Raw genomic sequence first — 25,022 nt, forward strand, 5'->3', positions numbered from 1 at the left:
TCCGGCGCCAGATCTAAATCCAATAAGGTATATCAACATGTCAGTTGCGGTTCTCGCATCGCTTGCGATTTTTATTGGCTTGCTTTTTGTTCTCTATTCCCAACAGCAAAAGCAGCATACCCTTTCTCGCTTAGTCCTTTTAGGTCTGGTTATGGGCAGCTGTTTTGGCTTAGCAACGCAATTAGTGTTTGGCGAAGGTAGCCAAGAAATCGGCCAAATCCTTGAGTGGGTAAACATCGCCGGACAAGGTTACGTGAGCCTGCTTAAAATGGTGATTATGCCACTTGTTCTCGTCTCAATGATTGCTGCGGTAGTCAAGCTAGAAAAAGGCGGTTCACTGGGCAAGATTTCCGGCGTCACCATCAGTATTTTGCTTTCCACAACCGCACTGTCGGCATTAGTCGGCATCTCAGTGGCTTATGGTTTTGGCCTTTCGGCTGAAGGATTAATCGAAGGAGCGCGTGAAACCGCTCGTATTTCGATTCTTGAAAATAGCGCGACGAACGTCAGTGACTTATCCATCCCGCAAATGCTGTTGAGCTTTATTCCAACCAACCCGTTTGCTGACCTGACTGGCGCCCGATCAACGTCCATTATTGCGGTGGTGATCTTTGGGGTACTCACTGGCATTGCTGCCCGTAAAGTGATGAGCGAAAAGCAAGAACTTGAAGCGCCTATTCGCACCTTTGTGGAAGCGATTCAATCCATTGTGATGCGTTTAGTGAAGATGATTATGGCGCTGACACCGTATGGCATTGCGGCGCTCATGGCGAAAGTTGTTGCCACCTCAAATGCGGCAGATATCGTTAAACTACTCGGCTTTATTGTGGCGTCTTATGTCGCGATCTTCATTATGTTTGTCGTTCACGGACTGCTGGTTTCTTTGGTTGGCGTGAGCGCTAAAGAGTACTTTAAGAAGATTTGGCCAGTCTTAACCTTTGCTTTTACGTCTCGTAGCTCGGCGGCAACGATTCCACTCAATGTGGAAGCACAAATTACTAAGCTTAATGTGTCACCAGCCATTGCTAATTTGTCGGCTTCGTTTGGTGCGACTATCGGCCAAAACGGCTGTGCCGGTATCTACCCTGCCATGCTTGCGGTTATGGTTGCGCCAACAGTCGGCATCGACCCAACTGAGATAAACTTTATCTTGTCGTTGATTGGTATCATTACCATTAGTTCATTTGGCATTGCAGGTGTTGGTGGTGGTGCAACCTTTGCTGCGCTTATCGTGCTACCGGCCATGGGATTGCCCGTGACGATCGCTGCGCTACTGATTTCCATTGAACCCTTAATCGATATGGCGCGCACGGCGCTGAACGTGTCAGGCTCAATGGCCGCAGGTACGATCACCAGTCGCCTCTTAGACAACCGTGCCGAACATGCGAATGACGAGCAAGCCGTCACGACAAAATAAAACATTAATCGCACACTGGATGAAGAGGTTGTCGAAAGCGACAACCTCTTTTTGCTTCACGTCATTATGCGTCACTCGTTGTCCGTAAATCGTTGCCCGTAAATCACTTCTTATAAAATCCAATCAACCTAGAGCGCGTCACCGCAATGCCCTCTCTACTATAATTTTTCGCCGACTTAGTCATTGTGGATCTCGTCATCGTTCTCATCAGTCGTTCACTAGCGTCTCGACACCCACCAACTCACTCACTAATTCAATCACCAACACTCGCTCACTCGCCAGAAAAGCGTTGATCATGTGATATTGACTCTCACGAAATCCAGTTCGATTTAAATGCCCGTTTGATCCTTTTTCCGCTCGAAGATCAATATTCGCTTTATTAATATCGTACTGTACGGTACAGTTTGATAAAAGAAACGCATCGAGACAAGTAAATGAAAAAGAAACTGACCATCGCGACCCTAATCGTAACCTCTTTTGTCGTTGCAGGGCTGTCGCTCTACCATCCAAACCAAGTCACTACCGATAATGCCTATGTGCACTCCGATGTCACAGCCGTCTCACCTCAAGTTGCGGGGCAAGTGAGTTCGATCTTTGTCAAAGACAATCAATGGGTAAAAAAAGGCGATCGTTTATTTTCTATTGATGATCAGGACTTTATCGCCAATCAAGCTATTGCGGCTGCGGCACTCGATGTGAGTAATGCCGCGCTGAGCGCCAACCAAACAAAAACTGACATGCAATCCGTCAAAATTGCGCAAGCTAAACAATTGATTCGCCGTGCCCAAGCTGGCGCAGACCATCAATCAGCGGAATTAAAACGCCTAACTCGCCTAGTCGAAAAACAGTCGATCAGTAAAAACCAGTATGAAGCTCAGCGCACCCGTTCAATCGAAGCGAGCAGCGAACTTGAAAACGCGAAACTCACTCTCGCGGTAGAGAATAAACAATACGCGGCATTGCTGACGGATAAGCAACAGTTGATTGCGCAAAAAAAACAAGCCGAGGCCGCATTGCAGCTCGCCAACATTGCCTTAAAACGCACCGTGGTCACCGCCCCTGTTGACGGTTTTATTGCGGATAGACAAGTTCAAGTAGGCAAACTTGTGCAACCGGGAATGGGATTGATCGTGATGGTACCTGACTACATTTGGGTCGAAGCCAACTTTAAAGAAACACAACTAGAGAAGGTTTCAAAAGGTCAATCGGTAGAAGTCGTATTAGACATGTTCCCTGATACTCCGCTGCAAGGCACAGTCAGTTCCATTACACCGGCAACCGGGGCGCAATTTAGTTTGTTACCACCACAAAACGCGACGGGTAATTTCGTTAAAGTGGTACAACGCATCCCAGTGCGGATTGAATTGCAGGTGCCTAGTACCCTAAAACAGAAAATTTACCCTGGCCTCTCTGCTGAAGTGACCATCAATACAACACATCAAGGTTAATGGCATGAACGCACGTAAGCCTTTTCCAATAGTGGCACTGTGTTTATTAGCGGTGTTCTCATTGACGGCCTTTGGATTGTACTCTGCCATGTTCAACGAACTTGGCTATGAAATGGCGGCGCGGGCTGGTCTTTCGATGGATGAATTAGATCGCGTCAAAACCGGATTCACGATCAGCCAAGTTTGGGGATTTATCCTCATACCGCTCACCCTTCGCAGAGTCGGTACCGATTCAATCTTGATGGCCGCACTCGGTTTCGGTTTGTGCTCGAGTATTGCTTTGGCGATAGGCGTCGAGAACTACGCGTTATTCGCTGCAATATGGCTACTGAATGGTTTGGTTGTCAGCACATTACTTGTGGTGATCAACTTATATTTACTCGATAAGCTGGCCAATAAATGGCTGCCAGCCGTCATCTCCGGTACTTTAATTTTCTCAACCTTACTTCCAATGGGCGCTTATCCATGGCTTATGGCACAGGTATTAGAGTCATTCGATTTGAGCGCATTTTATGTCGCGTTGGCGTGGCTGTTCTTTTGTTCTTTAACGATCGGTTTGGCTTTTCCGCTCGGCCGTATTTCGATTAAGCCGCAGGAAAAGTCTTCGCTGTGGTTTTATAGCGCGATGCTGATCACCAGCGCATTGGTGATCTATTTACTGATGCGTGGGAGTTATTATAACTGGCTAGATTCAGACTTTTTTGTGAATTTAACCCTCATCGCAGCTAGCTTAACGCTTCTCACGGTCTTTCTTTTGATGAAATTGACTCGTCAACCAACCGCGTCAATGCAACTGCATCGTCAATTGAAAGCCAATGTGTTTATGTACAATGCTTTCTTAGCCGGCTTTGCCGTGATAGCCAGCACCGCATTATTTAATAGCGCTTTGAAAATGGTGCTGCAATACAATGCACTAAATAGCGGCTTTGCTCAGTTGCCCGCCTTTTATGGCATGTTGATCGGGATGGCATTAAGCGTAGCCGTCTATTATTTTCGCCGCCCGCTTAGTGATGCAATTGTGCCAATTGGCGTGTTGATGATACTCATCTCGGTGTATCTTTTTAGTCAATTACCAAGCAATGTGGGGCCGGGGTCGTTACTGATTCCGATGCTTTTACGTGGCTTTGGCGTTGGTTTACTCAACGTTTCGGTAACGATCGCCGTTTTACTCTATTTTCATCGTGATGAACGTATTGAAGGGATCAGTAACTTCTATTTATTTCGAACATTAGGCGGTTTGGTTGGAGGGGCATATTTCTCGCGGGTTATGCAGACTCATAGCGCGCAAGCTTCCGGAGAGGTGGGGACGACTCTAAATGGTGCGAGTACCAACTTTGCTCACTATGAACAGCTATTGAATCAGGTTTTACTCACACAAGGCCACCTACCTAACTCGTCACTTGGTATGAGCCAAATCAGCAGCGTCGTTAAACTGCAAGCAACGACTCTCGGCCTTAGTAATGCTTTGTTGGTGTTTATTCTCTCTATATTCGCCTTGGCCCCAGTATTAATTATTGGTAAAAAACTGGTTGCGAAACAGGCTATCGATGCCCAGCGTCCGAGATAAGAGATAAGAGATAAGAGATAAGAGATAAGGGATCACATCAATGATCCCTTCTGCGTTTACTTCTGATATAAGGTCAGAAAAGCAGCCACGGCTTTTTGTGTATGGACGATACGTTGTGTTTGATCGGGTAATTCAATCCCCAGCAACGCCATATTTTGAAAGTCGGCCTTCACTAGCGCGAGTAATTGGCTGCAAGCGAGTTTTGCATCATCGATATCTAACTGCGCTGAAACGTCTGCCGTTTGCAGAAAATCAATCATATACTGATGGATTCGTAACGGACCGGTTTGCCAAAACTGCCATGCAACCGAATCGTGCTTATTAAAATCGGAGGCAATAATTCGATATAGGCCCAGCATCGGGTTAGAACAAATACCCGTAAGGTACTGTAATGCAAACTGCTCTAACGTACTTTGCAGAGATTGCTGATGGGATTCCGATAACCTAAATACTGACTCTAAACTGGTTTTCGTGTTGTAGCCGAGCACCGCTACAAATAAGCCTTCTTTATTGCTGAAGTAACGATATAACGTCTGTTTTGACCCACCACAAACGGCCACAATTTGATCCAAAGACGTCTCTTTATATCCCTGTTCTATAAATAGCGCTGTCGCAACTTCAATGATTCGGGTTCTTTTTTTCTCGGTGGAGGCTCGCATGACAAAATCCGCTCTACAATACTGTTCAGTACAGTACCACTATTCTCAATATGAGCACACTCTTTCCCTTTATCAGGCAAGTATAAATGTGATGGTTTACCCAGCGCGGAAGAGTCTTATATTCACGCAACTAAGCGCCATAATATTGGTCTTTTATATGTATTTCGCATCGGCTGCAACACGCCAGTACACATTCACTCTGATTCATAGTAGATATCAAGTATCTCAATCAGTAAAATCCGCAGCTCCATGTCATTCAAATTACACGCAATCGCGATACTCAACGCGTCGTCTTCAAGATAAGCAAGCAGTGTCCTGAAACCTTCGAGCAAACCACCGTGCCCAACAAGTGTTCGGGAATGGAAATAGATCTCTTCTAAACCTTTACCGCGATAATCCATCTCCCCTTTCATATATTTAAGTGACGCTTCAGAAACCAACTTACCTTGATATAGAGCATGATTAAAACGGTTGAGATCTTTCGGGGTCGATGTCATCCCACCGGCGCCCATTAACGTTGTTTTCGGCCATTCATCAGCTGTCACAATGCCTTGTTCATAGTGAATATACGATTGTGCGTAGCCTTCACACCCTTTCGCTCCCGAGCAATACTGAGTATCACTTAAATCAAGTGGGTCGATAATCTGCTGGTATAGCGCGTGTTCGTACGTGTTGCCTGTGACCTGTTCAATAATCCCCGTCAGCAAAATGTAATTTGAATTGGAATAGCGAAAATCTCTCATCGCGTAAGGACGGGCCGGATAGCTGGCAATTAACTCAACCAATCCAGCCAGCGTATAGTCACTTTTGATATTGCTATAAAACGATTCCTGATCAAGAAAATTGACGATTCCGCTGTGATGAGAGAGTAAGTCATCCACAGTAATGTTTTCAGCATTAGGGACTTGAGGATAGAACTGCGATAAAGGCGTGGATAGTTGCAGTTTTCCCTGCTCAATCAATTGAAAGATGAGTGTCGCGGTAAAGGTTTTGGTTATTGAGGCGATTTTATAACGTGTATTTGGGCTCGCGGGAATGTATTCATCTTGTGTGAAAAAATGCTCTTTTATATCAACGTAACCAGTTTGATGACGATACGTAACAGCGCCTTTCTCAGTAATTTCGATGCTGAGCATCACCTTACTCGCGTCATTCAGTGAGGAAAGGTAATCGTCTAACTTGCTTTTATTGAACTCTCTTGCTGCTGCGTCACCCGATAGGATGACAAAAGACAACACCAAGACTGAAAGTATGCCGCTGACCCGTTGCATGATAGCTCCTTGTAGAAACGACTTCGGCTATCATATTCGCAAACACCCATGATTACGCTGCAACGCGCATATTTTGGATACAGATCAAGATGACTCTGCACGCTCCTGCGGAGTTTTTGCATAACTCTGGTATGAAAGTCGCTATTTTTCATCGCGTTATCATGACGGCTCTCAAATTTATTTAATCTCACCTATGACACAATCAAGCGCATATTTGGCTTTTGTTGCTTTTTTACATACGAAAACAGGATGAAGCATTCGCCGTTTTCATCGCGCGTATTGAGCAACGTTAAGCAACTTTCTAAGGTAAGGAAAATACAGTGGTACAACGGATTAATTATGAAAGCTTGCCAGAAGTGCCTGGCCCTTATGTTCACGCAGCAAAGCACAATGACACGCTTTATGTCTCAGGCTTGACGGCATTTGGTACACCAGCACAAAGCGGAACATTGTTAGAACAGAGCCAAGAGGTGTTAGCGCAGCTTAATACCATCTTGATGCACGAAAAACGATCTCGCAGTGATTTAATCAAGCTCACGATTTTTGTTCGAGACATCAGCAAACAACGCAGCGTACGCGATCTCCTTGCTGATTTTCATCAAGGCTATTTACCCGCTTGTTCATTGGTTGAAGTGTCACATTTATTTGATTCGGATCTTCTCATCGAAATTGAAGCGACGATTGCATTGCAATCTTAATCCATGATAACCCCAACCAAGATGTTGGGGTTATTCGTTATTCTGCGTCCTGCGCTATCGACTCTCCCTCGCCTGAACGCGTCAAACTATCAATCGCCTATCAATCAATCGCCTATCAAGAGCAACGACTTAACCATTTATGGTTGTACGTGTAGATCTCTCCGTTTTGTTTGTACTCATGGATGTATTGAATAAATTGATCCAAAGTATGGATGTAGAAGAAACTAGAGCGAATTTCGATTTCAAATTCATCCGTTTTTATGTATTCATGATAGATGGCATCATCATAAGTGAACTTACGAAAGAACGAGGCATCTTTCATTTCAAATCGTCTTGCATTGGATTCAAAATCAAACTTGAAATTTCGCACTTCGCAAGATGCTTGAGGCCCTTCTGTCCATACGCTATTTCCCGCGATTTCTTTGAACTGCTGTTGAGATAATCGAGTGCTTCTTAGCACCGGTATGATTTCCGTTTCACCTTTCGATGTAAGGGCCACTGACCCTGAGTTTTTATTCGTCAATTCCACGACGTATTCTTTATTGGAACGCCCTGATTTGTGCTCAAAAAATACCTTGTCGTTATCAACCGTCATATCAACCGCAATAAACCCAACAAACGCTCGCCAAATCAACGAACGGTTTAGATCCATCGCAATATATGGCGCCCACGTCGCTTCATATTCCATCAAGTTTTCAGGCGCGATCCACATGTCATCGGTAAACACTTCTGTTTCCGTATCGAGAGTGTGTATACGCCCAACTTCATGTTTATTTGCTTGGCTGGCATTTTGCTGCTGCATTTCGGCAATCAGCGCTCTCACCTCTTTTGTATTCACTTGTTCGGCTGTTGCGGAAAATGACAGCAATAGCAAAACACAAGTCATAACCCTATTTTTCATTCGATTTCCTTATCCATGTAAAAGCATACTCTGCTGAAAAAAAGACACACTCATGATTGGCGAAAATAAAATTATTTACATATTCACCAACAACTTAAATGCAATATGAATAATTTTCTTACTTAATAATGCTCTCCATCAATAACTTTGTTTTGCTTATTAAGCAGACTTCACATCAAAACTGATTAAATAACCAACAACCCTCTAAAATACGCCATTAATCGATTGTTTATCACAACAACATCGATGCAAAGACACACGATTAAAGAGGAAAATGTGCTAATCCTATTTGCTCCATTGCTAAGCGCATCGCACAGTGGTCTAATACTCGAAAAGCCTTTAAACACTTGGTAAATAGCATGCAACAAGAGCACCAACCGACGTTTTTCTTCTTCGATTATGAAACGTGGGGAACCAGTCCAGCCAAAGACCGTCCAAGTCAATTTGCGGGGGTTCGCACTGACATGGATTTCAATATTATTGGCGAGCCTCTTGTCATCTATTGCCAACCGCCTGCGGATTATTTACCGGGCGTTGAAGCGGCGCTGATTACGGGCATATCACCGCAACTTGCCGCGAGTAAAGGGTTTATTGAACCTGAATTTATCCGCCAAATTCATGAGCAATTGGCCACACCAAACACCATCAACTTAGGCTACAACAGCATCCGTTTTGATGATGAAGTCACCCGCTATACTTGTTATAGGAACTTCTTCGACCCTTATGCGTGGAGCTGGCAAAATGGTAACTCACGCTGGGATTTACTGGATATGATGCGAGCTTGTTATGCACTGCGCCCTGAAGGTATTGAATGGCCGGTTAACGACGAAGGTTTTATCAGCTTTAAACTCGAAAATCTCTCTGTGGCAAATGGCATTGAACACGCTAATGCCCATGACGCAATGGCCGATGTTATTGCCACGATCGAGTTAGCAAAAAAAATCAAAGCCGCACAACCAAAACTATTTGAGTACTTTTTGAGTATGCGCCATAAGCGTAAACTTAATGAGTTAGTCGATATCGTTAATATGACTCCGCTTATGCATGTCTCTGGCATGTTGGGGCGTGAATGCCACTATACCAGCTGGATTGTGCCTGTTGCTTGGCATCCGACCAACCAAAATGCTGTCATTGTGGTTGATTTAGCGAAAGATCCTCAAGTGCTCCTCGATTTGGATCTTGAAGCGCTAACAGAACGCTTATACACAAAACACAGCGAATTAGCCGAGGATGAATTACCCGTTCCGGTTAAGTTGGTGCATTTGAATAAATGCCCGATTTTGGCCCCAGCCAAAACACTGACCGCTGAAAACGCAGAAAAGATCGGCATTGATCGTGAACAGTGTTTGAAAAACCTACAGATCATTCGCCAACATCCTGAGGTACGGGAGAAGTTGATTGGTTTATTTGCCAATGAACGCGAGTACAGCAAAAATGCGGATGTGGACACCCAATTATACGACGGCTTTTTCTCGCCTGCCGATCGCGCAGCCATGGACATCATTCGCCAGACTAAGCCAGAAAATTTAGCGGATCTCGACATCACGTTTAGCGACGCACGTATTGAACCACTTTTGTTCCGTTACCGCGCTCGTCATTTCCCATGGACGCTCACTGAACAAGAACAAGTGCGTTGGAGTAACCACTGTCGCGACTACTTCCAAGATCGTATTGAAGATTACATGCTAAATTTTGAAAACTTAGTTCACGAACACGAAAGTGACACAAAGAAAATCACCCTATTAAAATCGGTGTATCAATACGTTGAAAAGCTTGTCTGTTAAAGACAAGCCTTCTTTCTCTCAACCGTTCTTCTCGATCGACTAAAAATATATGGCTAACACGATTTTAAAATACGTTGTATCAATGGGATTAATCTTCCTTTGTTTACTTGCCGGCTCAAGTATTCAACAGTTTGTTGGCACGTCTATCCCCGGCAGTATCATCGGCATGCTCATTCTATTCAGTTTAATGGCGAGTGGTCTCGTGCCTTCTGAATGGGTAAAACCGAGCGCGAATCTATTTATTCGCTATATGATTTTACTCTTCGTTCCAATCAGTGTTGGCTTGATGGAACACTTCGATACATTGGTTGATAATGCGCTGCCTATTCTCGCCAGTGCGGTGGGTGGGACGTTAATCGTTATCGTCACATTGGGTCTTTTTCTTGATCGCTTGCTTAAAAAGGGCAATAAATAATGTGGTTACTCGTTACCGTAGTCGTCTTTTTTTTCGCCCGTTGGGTTAGCCGAAAATGCAACACGCCGATCATGAACCCTCTACTGATTAGTATGGGGATTTTGATTCCGGTTCTGATCGTATGCAAAGTTCCGTATGACACCTATTACGCAGATAACACTTGGATAAGTTTTTTACTTCAACCTGCGGTTGTGGCCTTGGCTTTTCCGCTGTATGAACAAATACCACAAATACGAGCAAATTGGCGCATTATCATGCTCGCATGCGGCGTAGGCTCAGTGATGTCGATGTTTACGGCCAGTGTCATTGCTATCTACATGCAAGCTGACATCGGCTTGATTGCCAGTTTATTAGGTAAATCGGTCACAACGCCTATCGCAATGGAAGTGTCGAGTAATTTAGGTGGCGAGCCCGCGATTGCGGCGATTTTAGTCCTTATCGTGGGTCTATTTGGCGCGATTCTCGCTTACCCAATCTATAATCTACTTAACATTACTCACCCTATCGCCCGAGGCTTAACCATGGGGACGGTGTCACATGCGCTTGGCACCGCGACGTGCGCAGAAAAGAACAGTGAAGACGCCGCATTTAGCTCACTTGCGCTCGTATTGTGCGGTGTGTTCACTTCAATTCTCGCGCCGGCATTTTTTGCCTTCGCGATGTGGTTGCATAGCTAATCGGCACGAATCGCGGCTCTAATGGTACGTTTGTTATGATGCGAATGGGGTCACATAGTGTGACCTCACTCTAAATGTGTATGCTAATGAATCATTACATCGACAAATGTGATCTAACGCTCGGAAATATCTCTTTTCGATCATAAAATAGATAGCCGACGCCTTAGATGAATAACTAAGTGCGAATGACTGATCTAACAAGGATTCATTATGAGAAGCCGTATCGAAAAAGCGCTGGCTGATATTCCTTCGAATGTTGCCGAATACCTCGCTCCTATTCTTTTCGCGGACGACTATGACGCGACGCTAAGCCGTGAGCAATTTGACCGCCTACTCGAACTATCAGGCTTAGCAGACGCTGAGTTACGTGTTGCCCTTCTGCCATTCGCAGCCGCCTATTCTTATGCGCCTATTTCCAATTTTTATGTTGGCGCGATCGTGCGTGGCCTGTCTGGCAAATTGTATTTCGGTGCGAACATGGAAATTCTTGGCGCGCAATTGGGTCAAACCGTGCACGCGGAGCAATCGGCGATCAGCCATGCTTGGATGAAAGGCGAGCAAGGCATCTCTGATATCACCATCAACTTCAGCCCATGCGGTCATTGCCGTCAATTTATGAATGAGCTAAGTACCGCGAAAGAACTCGTCGTGCAACTTCCGCAACGCGATGAAAAGACACTGCAAGAATACTTGCCTGAGTCTTTCGGTCCTGGTGATTTGGGTATTGAATCAGGCTTAATGACAACGATTGATCATGGTAAAACCAGTCTAGAAACGGATGCGCTTACGGTCCGTGCTTTAGCGGCGTTGAATCGTTCTCACGCACCTTACAGCCAAAACTTGAGTGGTGTTGCTCTGCGCATGAAAAACGGCAAAGAGTATGTTGGCGCCTACGCTGAGAATGCCGCGTTCAACCCTAGCCTTCCGCCGCTGCAAGTCGCGATGGTTCAATTGCTATTGGATAAGCAACAGCTCGCCGATATTGAAACCGCAGCATTAGCCGAAATGGTGGATGGTACGATTAGCCACCTCGCCTATACGCAAGCCACACTCGATAGCGTCGATCCCGATATTACTCTGACCTATCTGGCAGTATAAGCACCGCTTGTCACCTCAACGATGCATAAAAAAGGCGCTTTTAGCGCCTTTTTTGATGAGCAAAAATGTTCACAGAGCAATGCCAATAACACGCTATTTCAAGTCAAAAAATGGCGTTGCGTTTATTTCAAGATTGTATGGCGCAATGGCCCGCTCTATGTTGACCGATGTGTGTTTAAGATCGACATACGTAACGTCTAAATAGCGTTTATATTTACGCGAATAAAAACACTTCACCTCTGGTTTCAAAGGTTTCAATTGGTTGGATGACCAGACAATGCCGACCCGACCATCGCTTAGCTCAACAATGGCCCCCACTGGATACACCCCAATGCAATTAATAAATTTATAAACTAATGTTTGGTCAAGGTGATGAGGAGCAAGCCCCAATAAAATTTTGAAGGCTTCAGCAGAGCTCATGCCCTTTTTGTAACAGCGGTCTGACGTTAGCGCATCGTAAATATCCACAATACTCGTCATTCGGCCATGGAGCGGAATTTGCTCGCCTTTCAGCCCTAAGGGGTAGCCTTTACCGTCCAGTTTTTCATGATGCATAAGGCACACATCACGCGCGACATGACTTAACCCTCGTACGTTGGTAATCATTTGTTTCGCGTACACTTGATGAAGTTTGATTTGATCAAATTCTTCCGGGGTTAATCGAGACGGTTTAAGCAGCACTTTATCATCGACTTTAATTTTACCAATATCATGGATAATTCCGCCGATAGCCAATTGCTTAAGCGTGTCTTGGGGTAACTGAAGGTATTTGCCAAAATTCACGAGCAAGAAAGCCACATTGACCGAATGCTCTAACAGATACTTATCTTTATTACGCAGTGCCGATATACATTGTAATGCGTCTGAATTAATCGCAACCAATTCAATCAAATCGTCAGCCCATTGATCAATGTTGACGACATCAATCGTCTTGCCTTCAAACGTTTGGTTGATCAGTTTTTGCGCTAATCCTTTTGCCTCACGGATTATTTTTGACGCACGTTTATGCTGCGCAAAACGACTTTGTTTTTTACTCTTTGCTAGCGCCTCAGATGCCGTGATCGACACGTCACCCTCACTCGATGTTTCATTTGATGTTTCATTTGATGTTTCATTTGATGTTTCATTCTGACGCAGAAAAGCGTCTATTTCACCGCTAACGGAGCCTTCCGCGGATAACGCAACATCAACCCAAACAAATGTCACACCATTAGTGACAAGTTGTGCAATGGAGTGATCATTAGACACTCGACCTGCATTCGTGAGATTAACGCGTTTCGTGCGCTCTATCGCGGTGACAAACATCCCAATTGCGAGCATTTCAATGGGGATTTTAATTGAGTTATGGATATCATACTGCATCAAGACAACAATCTTCGATTCACTGTAAACCGCAAAAATTATATTACGCTTACTATATAATGTCCTTAATTCATTCAATATTTAGTCATTTTATTCGATAAAACATGTCCTTTAGTTCATTCTATCGGATCAGCGTTAAAATTAGATCGAAAATTGATATAGCGAATTATAAAATTTAATACACTGTATTTATGTAAGCAGATCTTCCATTTGAGCTGCAAATGTAAGTAGGTATGTCTAATGTAAAAAAAGGTCCATTTATTCACTCTTTCGGGGAATAACATGAACCTTCTTGTGTTTAAATGACGCTCTATGCGTTCACGATTCTAGCGCAAACGTTCTAGAACCACTTGTTGGTCTAGTTCGCTATGCCACTCGGTATAATCTAATCCCGCATCAAAAATATATTCTGTTACCAACCTTTTGATTGAATCAATCAAAATCTCCGCTTGCCACGGCTTTTCAAAATATTGGTTAATGCCCGCCACATTGATCGCATTAATGGTATCTGAATGTGTTGCTTGCCCTGTCAGCAATATCTTCTTGGTCAGCATAAAACGACGGTCACGGTTAACTTCCGTCAACAGTTCTACGCCCGTCTTTCCTGGCATTACATGGTCAGAAATCACTAAGGCAATATGTTCACCTTCCGCATCCAACTCGTCCATCAACGCCAACACTTCGTCGGCCGACTCACAATCTTCAATATTTAACCAAGCCGTCAATGGCTCAAGATCTTGTAATACTGCACTGAGAACTTCCCTTTGGTCATCGACACATATCACATTAAGCTTGTCCATATTAATCCTCAATCGGTAATTTAATTCGAAATATGGTTAGGTCTGCATCACTTTTCACCGCAATACTGCCCCCATAGCCAGAAACGATTCTTCTCACAATGGAAAGCCCTAACCCTAAACCAAACGATAACCCACCTTTCTTAGTGGTAAAGTTTGGATCAAATATTTTTCTTCGCGTAATAGGGTCTATTTCACTGCCATTATTCGCGATAGTAATTAAAATTCGGTTTTTATGCAGTCTTGTCTGTATTTCAATTTCTGGTTCATCGGTCAAATTCATCGCATCACAAGCATTTTTAATAATGTTGACCCAGACTTGAACAAGCTCGGTTTGAGAGCCTCTAAATATGGGTAAACATGCTGGGCGAATTCTTACCGCGACACGGCGTAAATCGCTTTGCAGTAACGCGACCGCTTGATGAATCGTTTCATTAATGTCGATGGCCTCCACGGTTTCAACATCCGCCCTGCCCAACTGCTTAACCGATTTAACAATCCCAACCGTATGTTTGGATGCAATTCTTAAATCGTGTAAATCGCGTCCCATTTGCCAATAGTGGATCGCTTCTTTAGGGCTTTTGAGCCAATGATGAGAAATGGATTCATCCGGCAATGCACGAGCCAACTCTTTGGCTAACGGTCTATCAAGGCCATATTGCCGCTCGATTTCTTTCGTTCGAGCGCGCACCTCACTAGACGATGCCTTTTGTCCCTGCATCAAACCATGATCAAAAAACTGGCTAGCTTCTGGGTGCACCTCCTCTAACAACGACATAATCATGCTTTCTAGCCGTTCAGATTTACTGCTGACCACGCCAATCGCATTATTGAGCTCATGAGCAATGCCTGCGGCGAGCTGCCCAAGCGTTGTCATTTGCTCTGCCAGATTCAGTTTTTGCAGCGCCTTTTCTTTCTCTAGCGATTCTTGCGTTGCTCGACGCTGGCGACGTGCCAGTTCATTGACGATGACGGGCATAAACTGCGCCGTTAATGGCCCATACATGTCCTCGTCTATCGCTTGAGAATGACGATCAATCCACGCCAGCTCCACATCGGTTTTGGCGACAACCGTTGAGGAGGCGATCCAACTTCCCGAGAAAAAACTGTGCACGCCGATAAAAGCACCTTGAGCGGCGCTAAACACTTGGGTCAAGACTTGTCCATCTTCGGTGTAGAATCCTTCGAGTTCACCGTCGAGTACATAGTACAAACGTTCATTGCGGCCATTTTGCTCGATCACCGTGCAACCTGCTTCCACCAGCACAATCCGTTCATGCTGGCTAAAGTAGCGCTGTATTAATGTATTTAAGTCTGCTTGATACATTAATTAACCAATATGCCCAACGGAATGAAGAACCCAAACCAACACAAAACTCATTGCAACACCCACCACACCTAATACCACGCCTACACGCGCCATTTGGTGGCTTTGGACATTTCCAGTGGCATGAGCAAGCGCATTCGGTGGCGTACTGATGGGTAGAGACATACCCAATGATGCTGCAAAGGTGACAACCAGAATAAGCGTCACTTCTCCGCCTAATGGCGCAAGTGTGGTCATTGAAGCGCCTAGCGCAGCCATAATTGGCATCAGCAAGTTAGCCGTCGCGGTATGCGACATGAAGTTAGCCATCAATAAACACAGGAACGCCGCGCCAAATAACACCACGTAAGGCGAATATTCATCAAACGGAATGCTGTGTACTACAGAACGCGCAAGGCCGGTCTTATCGAGTGCAAGTCCCAGCGCGATACCACCAGAGACTAACCACAAAACATCCCACGATATTTTCTTTAAGTCTTCTTTATTGATGATGCCCGTGAGTGAGAATACCGCGACAGGAATCAGAGCGACGGTGTAAGAGTTCATGCCGTGGCTTGAGCCCATCAACCATAACAGGATGGTAAGACCAAACGTGATGTAAACCAAAATCGCTTTTGGCGTTTTAAGAAATTTTCCTTTGATATCCAAATCAATGGTTTTCTGTTCTGCACCATACAAATGGTTAATAAGAAACCAAGCGAGTGCCATCATCACAACAACAAATGGCACACCAAAGGCCATCCATTCACCAAATGAAATGTAGTTTTCGCCAACCAGATATTTTAACGCAATCGCATTCGGTGGCGTACCGATCGGGGTACCAATACCACCAATGTTCGCCGCAACAGGAATACATAACGCAAAGGCAATACGGCCAGGGTCTTTGGGGCCAAACACCGCAATAACTGGCGTTAAGATCGACAGCATCATCGCTGTCGTGGCCGTGTTGGACATGAACATAGAGAAAATTGCCGTGATAAGCATCAAACCTAACATCACGTATTTTGGATCACGACCAAATGGTTTCAAGAGCACGCGGGCTAAGTTGACGTCTAAGCGGTACTTAGTGGCCGCCATCGCCAAAAAGAAACCACCCAAAAACAGCATAATGATTGGACTGGCGAACGTCGCCATGATTTCGTTGTATTTCAGCAACTCACCAAAATGCGCTTCGCCTTGGTCAAGGCGGAAGAAAATCAAACCTTTGTCTGACAACATCAAGAGTTCGAGAACAATGATCACCACTGATGTGGCGTAGATTGGAATGGGTTCAAGCACCCAACATAAAGCCGCAAGTAAAAAGATCGCAATCACTCGCTGCTGGAGAACGGTAGTCCCTTCAAATGGGAACGCACTTAACGGCATTAAAAGAATCAACAGTGGGATCAACACTGGGATTATATATTTTAAATAAGAACGCATGACGTCACAACTCTTCCTGAGATTTAAACAGTGGGCCGTCATCATCCTCCCCTTTAAGCCCCTAAATCTGGCGTTAGATCAATGAATTTACATTCATCAATATTCACGTTAACAAAATGTGCTTTGAGTCTAATTTTTATTCATTTAATGGAGAATAAATCGCAAAAGGCAAACGTTTGCTTTTTGCGATAATTGCAGTATTATTCCTCGCAGTTGTCGTTATATCTAGATGAAAGGTAAAGTATGTTTGGTACCGCTACTTGTGAAAACGCTACTCGTGTCCTTCTGCTTGGTTCCGGTGAACTGGGTAAAGAAGTCGCCCTTGAATGCCAGCGATTAGGCTTTGAAGTGATTGCTTGTGATCGTTACGAAAATGCACCCGCTATGCAGGTTGCTCATCGTCATTATGTATTGGATATGTTAGACAGTGATGCCCTTGCACACGTAATTGCAAAAGAGAAGCCTCACTATGTTGTGCCCGAAATTGAAGCGATTGCCACTGACAAGCTCGTGGAATTAGAAGCGCAAGGCTTAAAAGTGGTACCGACGGCAAACGCGACCAAACTAACGATGAACCGTGAAGGTATTCGTCGTCTCGCGGCCGAAGAACTGCAATTAACGACCTCTCCATACCGTTTTGCGGATACTTACGAAGATTTTATTGCCGCCGTTGAAACCATTGGTCTTCCTTGCGTATGCAAACCCGTTATGAGCTCATCCGGTAAAGGACAAAGCGTCTTAAAAACGGCGGAGGATGTCGATAAAGCGTGGGATTACGCACAAGAAGGTGGCCGCACTGGTGCCGGACGAGTGATCGTTGAAGGCTTTATTGATTTTGATTATGAAATTACATTATTAACCGTTCGAGCAGTCGATGGCATTCATTACTGCGCGCCTATTGGCCATCGCCAAGAGGACGGCGACTATCGTGAGTCTTGGCAACCACAGTTGATGTCGATCCAAGCGCTAAAAGCGGCGCAACATGCGGCAGGTAAAGTCGTAGAGGCTCTTGGCGGGTATGGTCTTTTTGGTGTTGAGCTGTTTATTAAAGGCGATACGGTTATCTTTAATGAAGTCTCTCCACGCCCGCATGACACTGGCTTAGTGACCTTGATGTCGCAAGATATGTCAGAATTTGCGCTGCACGTTCGCGCATTTACCGGTTTGCCTATCGCCTCAATTACGCAATTTGGGCCCACCGCATCGGCGGTTATTCTTGGCCAAGGGACTTCGCAGAATCTACGTTTTGATGGACTTGGAGAAGCGCTTTCATCACCTCAAACACAAATCCGTTTATTTGGTAAACCCGATATTGATGGACGTCGCCGTTTGGGTGTAGCAATTACTCGCCGTAATAATACCGAGCAAGCGATTGAAGATGCCATTGAAGCGGCAAATAAAGTGAAAATCATTTACTAACTCGCCTCATCATTTCTGGTCTGCCATGACCATTAAATTATGCGCAGTGATGAGATAAGAAAAAACGCTTGATAGAATCAAGCGTTTTTTTATTCGTGTGAGTATGGCTAATCACTCATCGTTAGGGGCATGGTCACTTATCGTGATGGGTATGCGCCGTTAGCTCTCAATCAAATACACCTCTTCTGCAAAACGAGATAGACCCACTTTGGCAATTTTAGGATGATCGTCGCCCGCATCATCGCGGTAAAGCTTCGTTACTTTCCATTCCGCAAAGTGGCGGAGGACTTCTTGTTCAGCAACGCAAAATGGAGGCCCGGTCATTTCATCTTGCGGGTAATCCAATGTCACCAATAAGATACGCCCCCCCGATTTAAGACGCGTTTTTAGACAGGCAACATACTCATCACGCATTTCGTCTGGCAAGGCAATCAATGCGGCACGGTCATAAATCAAGTCAACCGGCTTAATCGGCGCGGTAAAATAGTCGCCAGTGTAAAGAGACAGCTCATCAAACTGAAACAACTCGTGTTGCCCACCAATCGGCATCACCGTTGGGGTATAAAAATGTTCGGCAAAAAACGCTCGCACAGCGATATTACTTAGCTCCACACCTTGCACATCTTGATGTTGAGTGGCGAGCCAAACCAAATCTTCCGACTTACCGCACAATGGCACAAAAACGGATTCATTGCGTTCTGGGCGAGTTTTTGGCCAATACTCGATAAGCAGTGGATTGACGTCTTCAAGGTGAAAACCAATCTGATTCGCGGCCCATTTGTTGTGCCAAAATTCTGGATCTTTCATTATAATTTTTCTCAGCTGACTTTTAGTCACTAAGCCTAACCAAAACCTGACCAAATATAAACATTCCCTTCAGAATCAGTTCATCTTAAAGCGATATAATTCGTTACATTGTTTCGGTGAACTAACCGTTCAATCGCGACTCAAAAGAATCAGAAGTGGGAGCAAGTTAATACTTTTGCATGAACAAACTCTGCTAGTATTGAGTTATAAACTCTTGCCCCCATTAAGGGTATATACCAAGCAGTTTTGTTTGGATATACAGACTGTTTTACTTAGTAGTGATGCTTTTATTTGCCCTTTTTTCTAAGTAACGACAATCCTGAGGAGAGTGAATGAGCTTATTCTTGCGCACGACGGCATTAATGCTTTTGATGTTGAGCCGTTCCCCAGCTTTTGCCGCGATGCCAGTGGCAGCGCCAAGTAATGACGGTAGCCGGAGCGCGAATCAAAACCAAGTATGTTCAAAAGCCTTCAAACACAATTTAAGTGGTTTGTATGGTATTAAATCGACCCACCAAACTCCAACTCAACCATACACCGACTTTGACGTGCTTTATAGCAAAGCGCATCAAGCACAATACGAACTCGAAACCATCTGTAAAGGGACCGCTCTGCTCACCAATACCGATGCGTATTTTTCGGGCATCAAGTCTTCTGAGCGCGCCAAAGAGAAAATCGCACTCGAACTCGACAATCAAGTCAATCGCATCACCGATTTAGCCCGCGCCACGATCGTCGCTGATGATGTCGCCAGCTTGATGGAGGCTTATGAAGTTCTCGATCGTGAAACCACGATAGTAAAAGTCAAAAACCGTTTCAAACAACCAGCAGCATCAGGCTACCGTGATTTAAATGTTTTAGTACAATTACCAAAAACAAACCTGATTGCAGAAGTACAGCTTCATCTCAAAGCCATCGCCGATGTTAAATCAGGCCCAGAACACGACTTATATCAACAGATTCAAAAAATTGAGCGTCGCGCTGATATTGAAAAACGCATAATAAGCCAATTTGAAACCGCGCAGATTGAGACCATGAGAAGCCAATCTCGCCAACTTTATCAAAACGCTTGGCAGCCTTATATCACCACACATTTAAGCGCAGCTTAGCCCTCTCCTTTCCCCATGAACAGGTTGAACAATCAACCTGTTCTCTTGTTATCAATTCACCACTCCTTGATTTTTAAACTACAGTTTTATCAAGAAGACACTTAAAAAGGTGTGAGGTGAACATGAAAAAGTGGGGACTGATCGTCTTATCGATCACCAGTTCGCTTGCTCAAGCCGGGCGAGCGGGATTACCTAACGATTACGGTCCGCTTCAAACCTACGCGCAATCCCCTTTCATCACTAACGGTTTAGCCCCGCAGCTGCGCTCAGGGTTTTCAATGCCGACGAACGAGAGCGAGCTATATGCAGCGGCGACGATCGCCAGCATTTGGGCGGTGAACAGTGACTACGAGCTCGACTACTACCAAAATCAATTGCAACTTGGGGGGAAATGGCAGTTAACATCACAATGGCAGATTGAGCTGGGATATCGTTGGAACTATGCCGCTGATAACCATTTAGACACACTTGTGACAAACTTCCACGATTGGTTTTCAATTGATCAAAACGGTCGAGATCAGGTCGCGAATCATCGCTATGTCATCGATATGCCGGGGTATGGTATTGAAGAAAGGGATTTTAAAGGCGAGTTGATGAGCCAAGGGATCTATGGCTACCTACAATACCAGCTCTACCAACATCAAAATCATGGCCTTTCTGCGGGTATGAGTGTGTATTACAGTGATATTGGCCACTCCATTTTTAACCACAGTGATTGGGAACAATCGCTACAATTAAATTATGGCTATCGCAACGGTAAGCATGGCGTCGATGCCCTATTAAGCCAAACATTTCGTCAAACACCAACAAACTTAGCCCACATGCCTTATCGCGCAAACAACTGGTCTGCAGGAATGAGTTACCGCTATCAATGGTTGGATAATCATTACCTCGTCACGCAAGTCGCGTTGTATGAGGGCATTGCAGACGATGGCACCGAATTATCTGAAATCGCCACTGAGTTTACGCTGGGTTATCGCTACCAAATGGAAAAATCGGCGATTGAGTTTTCGGTCATTGAAAATGTTGTGAATGCCGACAACAGTACCGATATTGCATTTACGCTGGCATACCGGTACCGCTTCAATCATCAAAACTAAACAGACAAAATCCGCGAGGCTGCGGCGTGCACTTCACTGTCTGAGGCATTTTTGCCAAAGCTAAATGACAAGTATTGGTCACCACGCATGCCAATGGAGCGATCCACTTCGGCTAAGCAATGTACCCAAGCGCCATCGAGCACAAACGACAATTCAATTTCTTTTTTGTTGATAAAAGCATTATTTCTGAATTCAATTTCTTGGTAACAACCAGACTTAGAGCTGAAATTGTGTCCGTTAAGAAAGCCTTTTTCAACATCCGCTTTGACCATTGAAAAACCACCCTGCTCAATCGCTGCGATCATTTTTGCAACAACAGGCAGAGGAAGGACGTCAACATAATCACGATCTTTAGGATCGAGCGCGAATTCAATATCTAACGTCGTTTCAAGCCAAACATGAGATTGGTTTTTCGCGGCATTCAATACGGTGATTGGCGTTTCGTCATTCAATTTTAATTGAAAGGGAATTTGCTTTTGCTCATTTTTCCCAATCACAAACGGCTGCACGGCTTGTAGACTGCCCAACGTAAAATCTTGGTAACTGACACTGTCCTCAGATTCTACCTTCATCTCCGTGCACAATTTTAAATTGATCGCATCAATCTGCTGATCAACATCACCGCCTTGAATATTGACCGTCCCTTGCAGCGTATCGCCTTGATAAATGGCCATACTACTTAATACGGTATCCACTTTGGCAGCACCAATACCTAACGATGCCTTCAACTTTCCAAACATGAGCTTTCCTTTAAACTTTTCTTATGACTGAACGTTAACCGTATAATTATTAAGATAATCAGTTAACCTCACAAGGGTATCTCATACCTCACACATTTATTGCAAGCATTTTACCGTGAATCTATCTACCCGTGCTTCATGAAGTGACTGCGGTGTTGACTGGTACTCTCAAACCTTATCGCATAGCTTAACTCATACCCTGCAATGCCAAGAGGCTTAGTCGTTTATAGATTTAGTCGTTTAGAGGCTTTGTTCGCTTGCCACCCTACCTGCATCATCACTTTGTCTGGGTATAAAACGATGAAAACAATTGGCGAACCAGCGCAATTTCTCCCATTTAAACAACGTATTATGTCGATATTTGTTTAACCAAATTATGGATTCAATGACTGGATTGACCAGTGAAATCAATTACTCATATATAATCCCCCACAGTTTTTGCCATTAAGCGTAAGATATGTTTCTAACACCGTATTTTTCTTCACAAGATCGTCAGTTCCAATTCACTCGTCAGCAAGCAAGCCATTTTGCCAAAAAAGTCGCGGGCGACTTTAATCCTCTTCACGATGAAGACAACAAACGTTTCTGCGTACCCGGTGACTTATTGTTTGCCGTCCTTCTTAGCCAAGAAGGCGTAAGCGAAAAAATGCGCTTTGAGTTTGCCGGTATGGTCAACGACGGTGTCGCACTGCATATTGAGCATAAATGTGATAAAGAAGCGGTTGTCGTAGATGCGAATGGTAAAGAATACCTTCGTATGTCACGCGAAGGTAATGTGAATCACGATGCCACGTTTATCGAGCATGTCGTGACGAACTATGTCCAATTCTCGGGCATGAACTTTCCACATATCATGGTTCCGTTAATGGAAGAAAAGCAGATGATGATCAACTGCCAGCGTCCACTCGTCATCTATGAAAGTATGGAAGTTGAATTTACACGCCTAGATATCACTGCACCTGAAGTCACCTTCACTGGTGCAACGTTTGATGTCCAGGGCAAGCGCGGTATCGTGACACTTAACTTCGATTTTAAACAAGATGACAACATCGTTGGTAAAGGCGTGAAGCGCATGGTTGCCAGTGGTTTAAAGCCGTACACTCAGCACGATATCGACGACTTGGTTAATCGCTTTAACGAATGTAAAGCCAGCTTTCTTGCAGAGTTTAACCACGTTGCCTAACGTCAGCGCGATTTAAATGAATTAGCTTACATCGCCCCCGCCTTTTGCGGGGGCTTTTTTATGCCTGTCATACCCTAATATATCCTCCGCAAATCTTGCCCCTTTCCTTGCTCTTGGTTTGCTCAACCTTACAACCCCACTCGCTTGACCTCAGATGAAAGACCATCAGTGATATCTATCGCTCATATGGGTAAAAATTATACAAAAAAATAACATTTTAAATTTTTATACATTTTTATTGCATAATCCCTCACTTATAGTAGCATGAATGACATATGGTAATTAATGCAGTATTTAAGCATGAGTATTCAAGTAAAACAGATCAACAAATCTTACGGTGACACCCAAGTTTTACACGACATTAGCTTCAACTGTCACAACGGTGAAACGCTGGTGTTGCTTGGTCCAAGTGGCGCAGGAAAAAGCTCACTTTTACGAGTGCTCAACTTGCTTGAGACGGCTGATAATGGTCAGTTAGATATTGCAGAATACTCATTTGATTTCGACCAAAAGATAGAAGAAAGTGACGAGCGTCAGTTACGTCGTAAAGTCGGCATGGTGTTCCAACAATACAATCTGTGGCCCCACATGACGGTGATGCAGAACTTGATTGAAGCACCAACAAAAGTGAACGGCTTATCGAAAGAAGAAGCAAAAGATCTCGCTTTAGAAGTACTTAAGACTTTAAAGCTGGAAGATAAAGCCAACACATGGCCAATGCAGCTTTCCGGTGGTCAGCAACAACGTGTCGCCATCGCAAGAGCATTAATGATGAAACCGGACGTGTTGTTGTTCGATGAACCAACGGCAGCACTTGATCCAGAAATCACCAACCAAGTGGTCGAAATCATCAAAGAATTGAGTTCGACGGGCATTACGCAAATTGTTGTCACCCATGAAGTCGATTTCGCGAAAAAAATTGCGTCACACGTTCTCTATTTAGAGCAAGGCCGTATCGTAGAACACGGCACCAACAACGCCTTTACTCATCCACAAACCACTCAGTTTGCGGACTATTTAAAACACTAATTATTCATAACGGCGGTCCATTGAAGGAACCCGCTTTTGTAATCTAGGAGTTATACAAAATGAAAAAAATTATTCTTGCTTCGTTAATCGGTCTTGTTTCTACTCACGCTCTTGCACAACAAGAAATTAAATTCGTAATGGAGGCAACTTACCCTCCGTTTGAATTTATGGATGAGAACAATCAAATTCAAGGATTTGACGTAGATTTAGCCAACGCGCTTTGTAATGAAATGGAAGCAAAGTGTACGTTCCATAATCAAGGTTTTGACAGCTTAATCCCTGCACTTAAGTTTAAACGTTATGATGCAGCGATTTCAGCAATGGACATTACCGACGCCCGTCTTGAGCAAGTGGCTTTTTCAAATGCGTATTACGATAACTCCGCTGCGTTTATTTCTTTAGATGGCAAAGTGGCTGATCAAGCAGCATTAGAAGGCAAACGTGTCGGCGTGCAAAATGGCTCAACTCACCAAAGCTTCTTAATTGAGCAGATGCCAGGTGTGACTGCAGTGCCTTATTCAAGCTATCAAGATGCTTTCATCGACATGAAAAATGGCCGTATCGACTCAGTATTTGGTGACAATGCCGTGGTGGCTGAGTGGTTCAAGCGTGATAACAACCTTGCTTACGTAGGCGAAGCGATTACGAACGCGAAATACTTTGGTAACGGATTCGGCATCGCGGTCAACAAAGATAACCAAGCGTTGGTTGAGCAATTAAACAGCGCATTGAAAGTGGTCAGCGCAAACGGCGTTTATGACCAAATTCACACTAAATACTTCGGTAAGTAAT

At 44.4% G+C, this 25,022-nt stretch carries 23 protein-coding genes; 14 read left to right on the forward strand and 9 right to left on the reverse strand.

Annotated features, from left to right (window positions below; all coding sequences use genetic code 11):
- Window positions 1-37 precede the first annotated feature (37 nt).
- The 3 genes from OJ16_RS00790 to OJ16_RS00800 all read left to right on the forward strand — a co-directional run bounded on the left by OJ16_RS00790 (window position 38) and on the right by OJ16_RS00800 (window position 4,432).
- Window positions 38-1,417, forward strand: a complete 1,380-nt coding sequence (locus OJ16_RS00790) for an L-cystine transporter (RefSeq protein ID WP_040986431.1) — start codon at window positions 38-40, stop codon at window positions 1,415-1,417.
- 434 nt (window positions 1,418-1,851) lie between these two features.
- Window positions 1,852-2,865, forward strand: a complete 1,014-nt coding sequence (locus OJ16_RS00795; protein ID WP_040986433.1) for an HlyD family secretion protein — start codon at window positions 1,852-1,854, stop codon at window positions 2,863-2,865.
- A 4-nt stretch (window positions 2,866-2,869) separates the two neighbouring features.
- Window positions 2,870-4,432: an MFS transporter gene (locus OJ16_RS00800; protein WP_040986435.1), complete on the forward strand. Its 1,563-nt coding sequence runs from the start codon at window positions 2,870-2,872 to the stop codon at window positions 4,430-4,432.
- Window positions 4,433-4,488: 56 nt separating this feature from the next.
- Here the strand turns inward: OJ16_RS00800 and OJ16_RS00805 are convergent, their stop codons facing one another.
- Both OJ16_RS00805 and OJ16_RS00810 read right to left on the reverse strand, forming a co-directional pair.
- Window positions 4,489-5,091 (reverse strand): TetR/AcrR family transcriptional regulator, encoded by a 603-nt coding sequence (locus tag OJ16_RS00805; protein ID WP_040986437.1) that lies wholly within the window; start codon window positions 5,089-5,091, stop codon window positions 4,489-4,491.
- A 194-nt stretch (window positions 5,092-5,285) separates the two neighbouring features.
- Window positions 5,286-6,362 carry a serine hydrolase domain-containing protein gene (locus tag OJ16_RS00810; protein ID WP_040986439.1) on the reverse strand — a complete coding sequence of 359 codons (1,077 nt, stop codon included), beginning with the start codon at window positions 6,360-6,362 and terminating at the stop codon, window positions 5,286-5,288.
- Window positions 6,363-6,682: 320 nt separating this feature from the next.
- On the opposite strand from OJ16_RS00810, the gene OJ16_RS00815 reads away from it, so the two are divergent.
- Complete coding sequence (locus tag OJ16_RS00815) at window positions 6,683-7,060, forward strand: RidA family protein (protein ID WP_040986441.1); 378 nt, start codon at window positions 6,683-6,685, stop codon at window positions 7,058-7,060.
- A gap of 115 nt (window positions 7,061-7,175) precedes the next feature.
- Here the strand turns inward: OJ16_RS00815 and OJ16_RS00820 are convergent, their stop codons facing one another.
- Window positions 7,176-7,961: a hypothetical protein gene (locus OJ16_RS00820; RefSeq protein WP_040986443.1), complete on the reverse strand. Its 786-nt coding sequence runs from the start codon at window positions 7,959-7,961 to the stop codon at window positions 7,176-7,178.
- A gap of 359 nt (window positions 7,962-8,320) precedes the next feature.
- Here OJ16_RS00820 and sbcB point away from each other — a divergent pair, with 359 nt between their 5' ends.
- The 4 genes from sbcB to cdd all read left to right on the forward strand — a co-directional run bounded on the left by sbcB (window position 8,321) and on the right by cdd (window position 11,935).
- Window positions 8,321-9,745, forward strand: a complete 1,425-nt coding sequence (sbcB, locus tag OJ16_RS00825; protein ID WP_040986446.1) for an exodeoxyribonuclease I — start codon at window positions 8,321-8,323, stop codon at window positions 9,743-9,745.
- Window positions 9,746-9,794: 49 nt separating this feature from the next.
- Window positions 9,795-10,160, forward strand: a complete 366-nt coding sequence (locus OJ16_RS00830) for a CidA/LrgA family protein (protein ID WP_040986448.1) — start codon at window positions 9,795-9,797, stop codon at window positions 10,158-10,160.
- Entirely contained in the window at window positions 10,160-10,837 is a 678-nt protein-coding gene (locus OJ16_RS00835) for a CidB/LrgB family autolysis modulator (RefSeq protein WP_040986450.1), read from the forward strand. Before OJ16_RS00830 ends, OJ16_RS00835 begins: the two co-directional genes overlap by 1 nt.
- Window positions 10,838-11,047: 210 nt before the next feature.
- Window positions 11,048-11,935 (forward strand): cytidine deaminase, encoded by an 888-nt coding sequence (gene cdd, locus OJ16_RS00840; RefSeq protein WP_040986452.1) that lies wholly within the window; start codon window positions 11,048-11,050, stop codon window positions 11,933-11,935.
- Between the two features lie 93 nt (window positions 11,936-12,028).
- On the opposite strand, the gene OJ16_RS00845 is transcribed toward cdd, so the two are convergent.
- The 4 genes from OJ16_RS00845 to OJ16_RS00860 all read right to left on the reverse strand — a co-directional run bounded on the left by OJ16_RS00845 (window position 12,029) and on the right by OJ16_RS00860 (window position 16,843).
- A complete protein-coding gene (locus tag OJ16_RS00845) occupies window positions 12,029-13,297 on the reverse strand; it encodes an HD-GYP domain-containing protein (protein WP_040986454.1) in 1,269 nt (422 codons plus the stop codon).
- 326 nt (window positions 13,298-13,623) lie between these two features.
- Window positions 13,624-14,097, reverse strand: coding sequence for a response regulator (locus OJ16_RS00850; RefSeq protein ID WP_040986456.1), 474 nt, complete (start codon window positions 14,095-14,097; stop codon window positions 13,624-13,626).
- Between the two features lies 1 nt (window position 14,098).
- Complete coding sequence (locus tag OJ16_RS00855) at window positions 14,099-15,421, reverse strand: sensor histidine kinase (protein ID WP_040986458.1); 1,323 nt, start codon at window positions 15,419-15,421, stop codon at window positions 14,099-14,101.
- 3 nt (window positions 15,422-15,424) lie between these two features.
- A complete protein-coding gene (locus OJ16_RS00860) occupies window positions 15,425-16,843 on the reverse strand; it encodes an SLC13 family permease (protein ID WP_040986460.1) in 1,419 nt (472 codons plus the stop codon).
- 243 nt (window positions 16,844-17,086) lie between these two features.
- Between OJ16_RS00860 and purT the strand changes: the two genes are divergently transcribed.
- The gene (gene purT / locus OJ16_RS00865) at window positions 17,087-18,262 is read left to right on the forward strand and encodes a formate-dependent phosphoribosylglycinamide formyltransferase (RefSeq protein WP_040986462.1); all 1,176 of its coding nucleotides are present in this window, start codon (window positions 17,087-17,089) and stop codon (window positions 18,260-18,262) included.
- 159 nt (window positions 18,263-18,421) lie between these two features.
- Here the strand turns inward: purT and OJ16_RS00870 are convergent, their stop codons facing one another.
- Window positions 18,422-19,069 (reverse strand): thiopurine S-methyltransferase, encoded by a 648-nt coding sequence (locus OJ16_RS00870; protein ID WP_040986464.1) that lies wholly within the window; start codon window positions 19,067-19,069, stop codon window positions 18,422-18,424.
- Window positions 19,070-19,401: 332 nt separating this feature from the next.
- On the opposite strand from OJ16_RS00870, the gene OJ16_RS00875 reads away from it, so the two are divergent.
- Entirely contained in the window at window positions 19,402-20,178 is a 777-nt protein-coding gene (locus OJ16_RS00875) for a RelA/SpoT domain-containing protein (RefSeq protein ID WP_040986466.1), read from the forward strand.
- A gap of 122 nt (window positions 20,179-20,300) precedes the next feature.
- A complete protein-coding gene (locus OJ16_RS00880) occupies window positions 20,301-21,278 on the forward strand; it encodes a DUF3187 family protein (protein ID WP_040986468.1) in 978 nt (325 codons plus the stop codon).
- Here the strand turns inward: OJ16_RS00880 and OJ16_RS00885 are convergent.
- Window positions 21,275-22,018 (reverse strand): sporulation protein, encoded by a 744-nt coding sequence (locus OJ16_RS00885; protein WP_040986470.1) that lies wholly within the window; start codon window positions 22,016-22,018, stop codon window positions 21,275-21,277. The two genes, OJ16_RS00880 and OJ16_RS00885, sit on opposite strands and share 4 nt — an antisense overlap.
- A 457-nt stretch (window positions 22,019-22,475) precedes the next feature.
- On the opposite strand from OJ16_RS00885, the gene OJ16_RS00890 reads away from it, so the two are divergent.
- From OJ16_RS00890 to OJ16_RS00900, 3 genes are all read left to right on the forward strand, one after another.
- Entirely contained in the window at window positions 22,476-23,201 is a 726-nt protein-coding gene (locus OJ16_RS00890; RefSeq protein ID WP_040986472.1) for a DUF3581 domain-containing protein, read from the forward strand.
- Between the two features lie 300 nt (window positions 23,202-23,501).
- A complete protein-coding gene (artP, locus tag OJ16_RS00895; RefSeq protein ID WP_152613804.1) occupies window positions 23,502-24,230 on the forward strand; it encodes an arginine ABC transporter ATP-binding protein ArtP in 729 nt (242 codons plus the stop codon).
- 59 nt (window positions 24,231-24,289) lie between these two features.
- Window positions 24,290-25,021, forward strand: a complete 732-nt coding sequence (locus OJ16_RS00900) for a lysine/arginine/ornithine ABC transporter substrate-binding protein (RefSeq protein ID WP_040986476.1) — start codon at window positions 24,290-24,292, stop codon at window positions 25,019-25,021.
- Window position 25,022: the final 1 nt, after the last annotated feature.

This window comes from Vibrio renipiscarius, from assembly GCF_000827885.1.
Taxonomy (GTDB): Bacteria; Pseudomonadota; Gammaproteobacteria; order Enterobacterales; family Vibrionaceae; genus Vibrio; species Vibrio renipiscarius.

Bases quoted from the DNA above. Each gene is read 5' to 3' on its own strand.
- OJ16_RS00790 (WP_040986431.1), top strand. From the start codon at position 38: ATGTCAGTTGCGGTTCTCGCATCGCTTGCGATTTTTATTGGCTTGCTT.
- OJ16_RS00795 (WP_040986433.1), top strand. From the start codon at position 1,852: ATGAAAAAGAAACTGACCATCGCGACCCTAATCGTAACCTCTTTTGTC.
- OJ16_RS00800 (WP_040986435.1), top strand. From the start codon at position 2,870: ATGAACGCACGTAAGCCTTTTCCAATAGTGGCACTGTGTTTATTAGCG.
- OJ16_RS00805 (WP_040986437.1), bottom strand. From the start codon at position 5,091: ATGCGAGCCTCCACCGAGAAAAAAAGAACCCGAATCATTGAAGTTGCG.
- OJ16_RS00810 (WP_040986439.1), bottom strand. From the start codon at position 6,362: ATGCAACGGGTCAGCGGCATACTTTCAGTCTTGGTGTTGTCTTTTGTC.
- OJ16_RS00820 (WP_040986443.1), bottom strand. From the start codon at position 7,961: ATGAAAAATAGGGTTATGACTTGTGTTTTGCTATTGCTGTCATTTTCC.
- sbcB (WP_040986446.1), top strand. From the start codon at position 8,321: ATGCAACAAGAGCACCAACCGACGTTTTTCTTCTTCGATTATGAAACG.
- OJ16_RS00830 (WP_040986448.1), top strand. From the start codon at position 9,795: ATGGCTAACACGATTTTAAAATACGTTGTATCAATGGGATTAATCTTC.
- OJ16_RS00835 (WP_040986450.1), top strand. From the start codon at position 10,160: ATGTGGTTACTCGTTACCGTAGTCGTCTTTTTTTTCGCCCGTTGGGTT.
- cdd (WP_040986452.1), top strand. From the start codon at position 11,048: ATGAGAAGCCGTATCGAAAAAGCGCTGGCTGATATTCCTTCGAATGTT.
- OJ16_RS00845 (WP_040986454.1), bottom strand. From the start codon at position 13,297: ATGCAGTATGATATCCATAACTCAATTAAAATCCCCATTGAAATGCTC.
- OJ16_RS00850 (WP_040986456.1), bottom strand. From the start codon at position 14,097: ATGGACAAGCTTAATGTGATATGTGTCGATGACCAAAGGGAAGTTCTC.
- OJ16_RS00855 (WP_040986458.1), bottom strand. From the start codon at position 15,421: ATGTATCAAGCAGACTTAAATACATTAATACAGCGCTACTTTAGCCAG.
- OJ16_RS00860 (WP_040986460.1), bottom strand. From the start codon at position 16,843: ATGCGTTCTTATTTAAAATATATAATCCCAGTGTTGATCCCACTGTTG.
- purT (WP_040986462.1), top strand. From the start codon at position 17,087: ATGTTTGGTACCGCTACTTGTGAAAACGCTACTCGTGTCCTTCTGCTT.
- OJ16_RS00870 (WP_040986464.1), bottom strand. From the start codon at position 19,069: ATGAAAGATCCAGAATTTTGGCACAACAAATGGGCCGCGAATCAGATT.
- OJ16_RS00875 (WP_040986466.1), top strand. From the start codon at position 19,402: ATGAGCTTATTCTTGCGCACGACGGCATTAATGCTTTTGATGTTGAGC.
- OJ16_RS00880 (WP_040986468.1), top strand. From the start codon at position 20,301: ATGAAAAAGTGGGGACTGATCGTCTTATCGATCACCAGTTCGCTTGCT.
- OJ16_RS00885 (WP_040986470.1), bottom strand. From the start codon at position 22,018: ATGTTTGGAAAGTTGAAGGCATCGTTAGGTATTGGTGCTGCCAAAGTG.
- OJ16_RS00890 (WP_040986472.1), top strand. From the start codon at position 22,476: ATGTTTCTAACACCGTATTTTTCTTCACAAGATCGTCAGTTCCAATTC.
- artP (WP_152613804.1), top strand. From the start codon at position 23,502: ATGAGTATTCAAGTAAAACAGATCAACAAATCTTACGGTGACACCCAA.
- OJ16_RS00900 (WP_040986476.1), top strand. From the start codon at position 24,290: ATGAAAAAAATTATTCTTGCTTCGTTAATCGGTCTTGTTTCTACTCAC.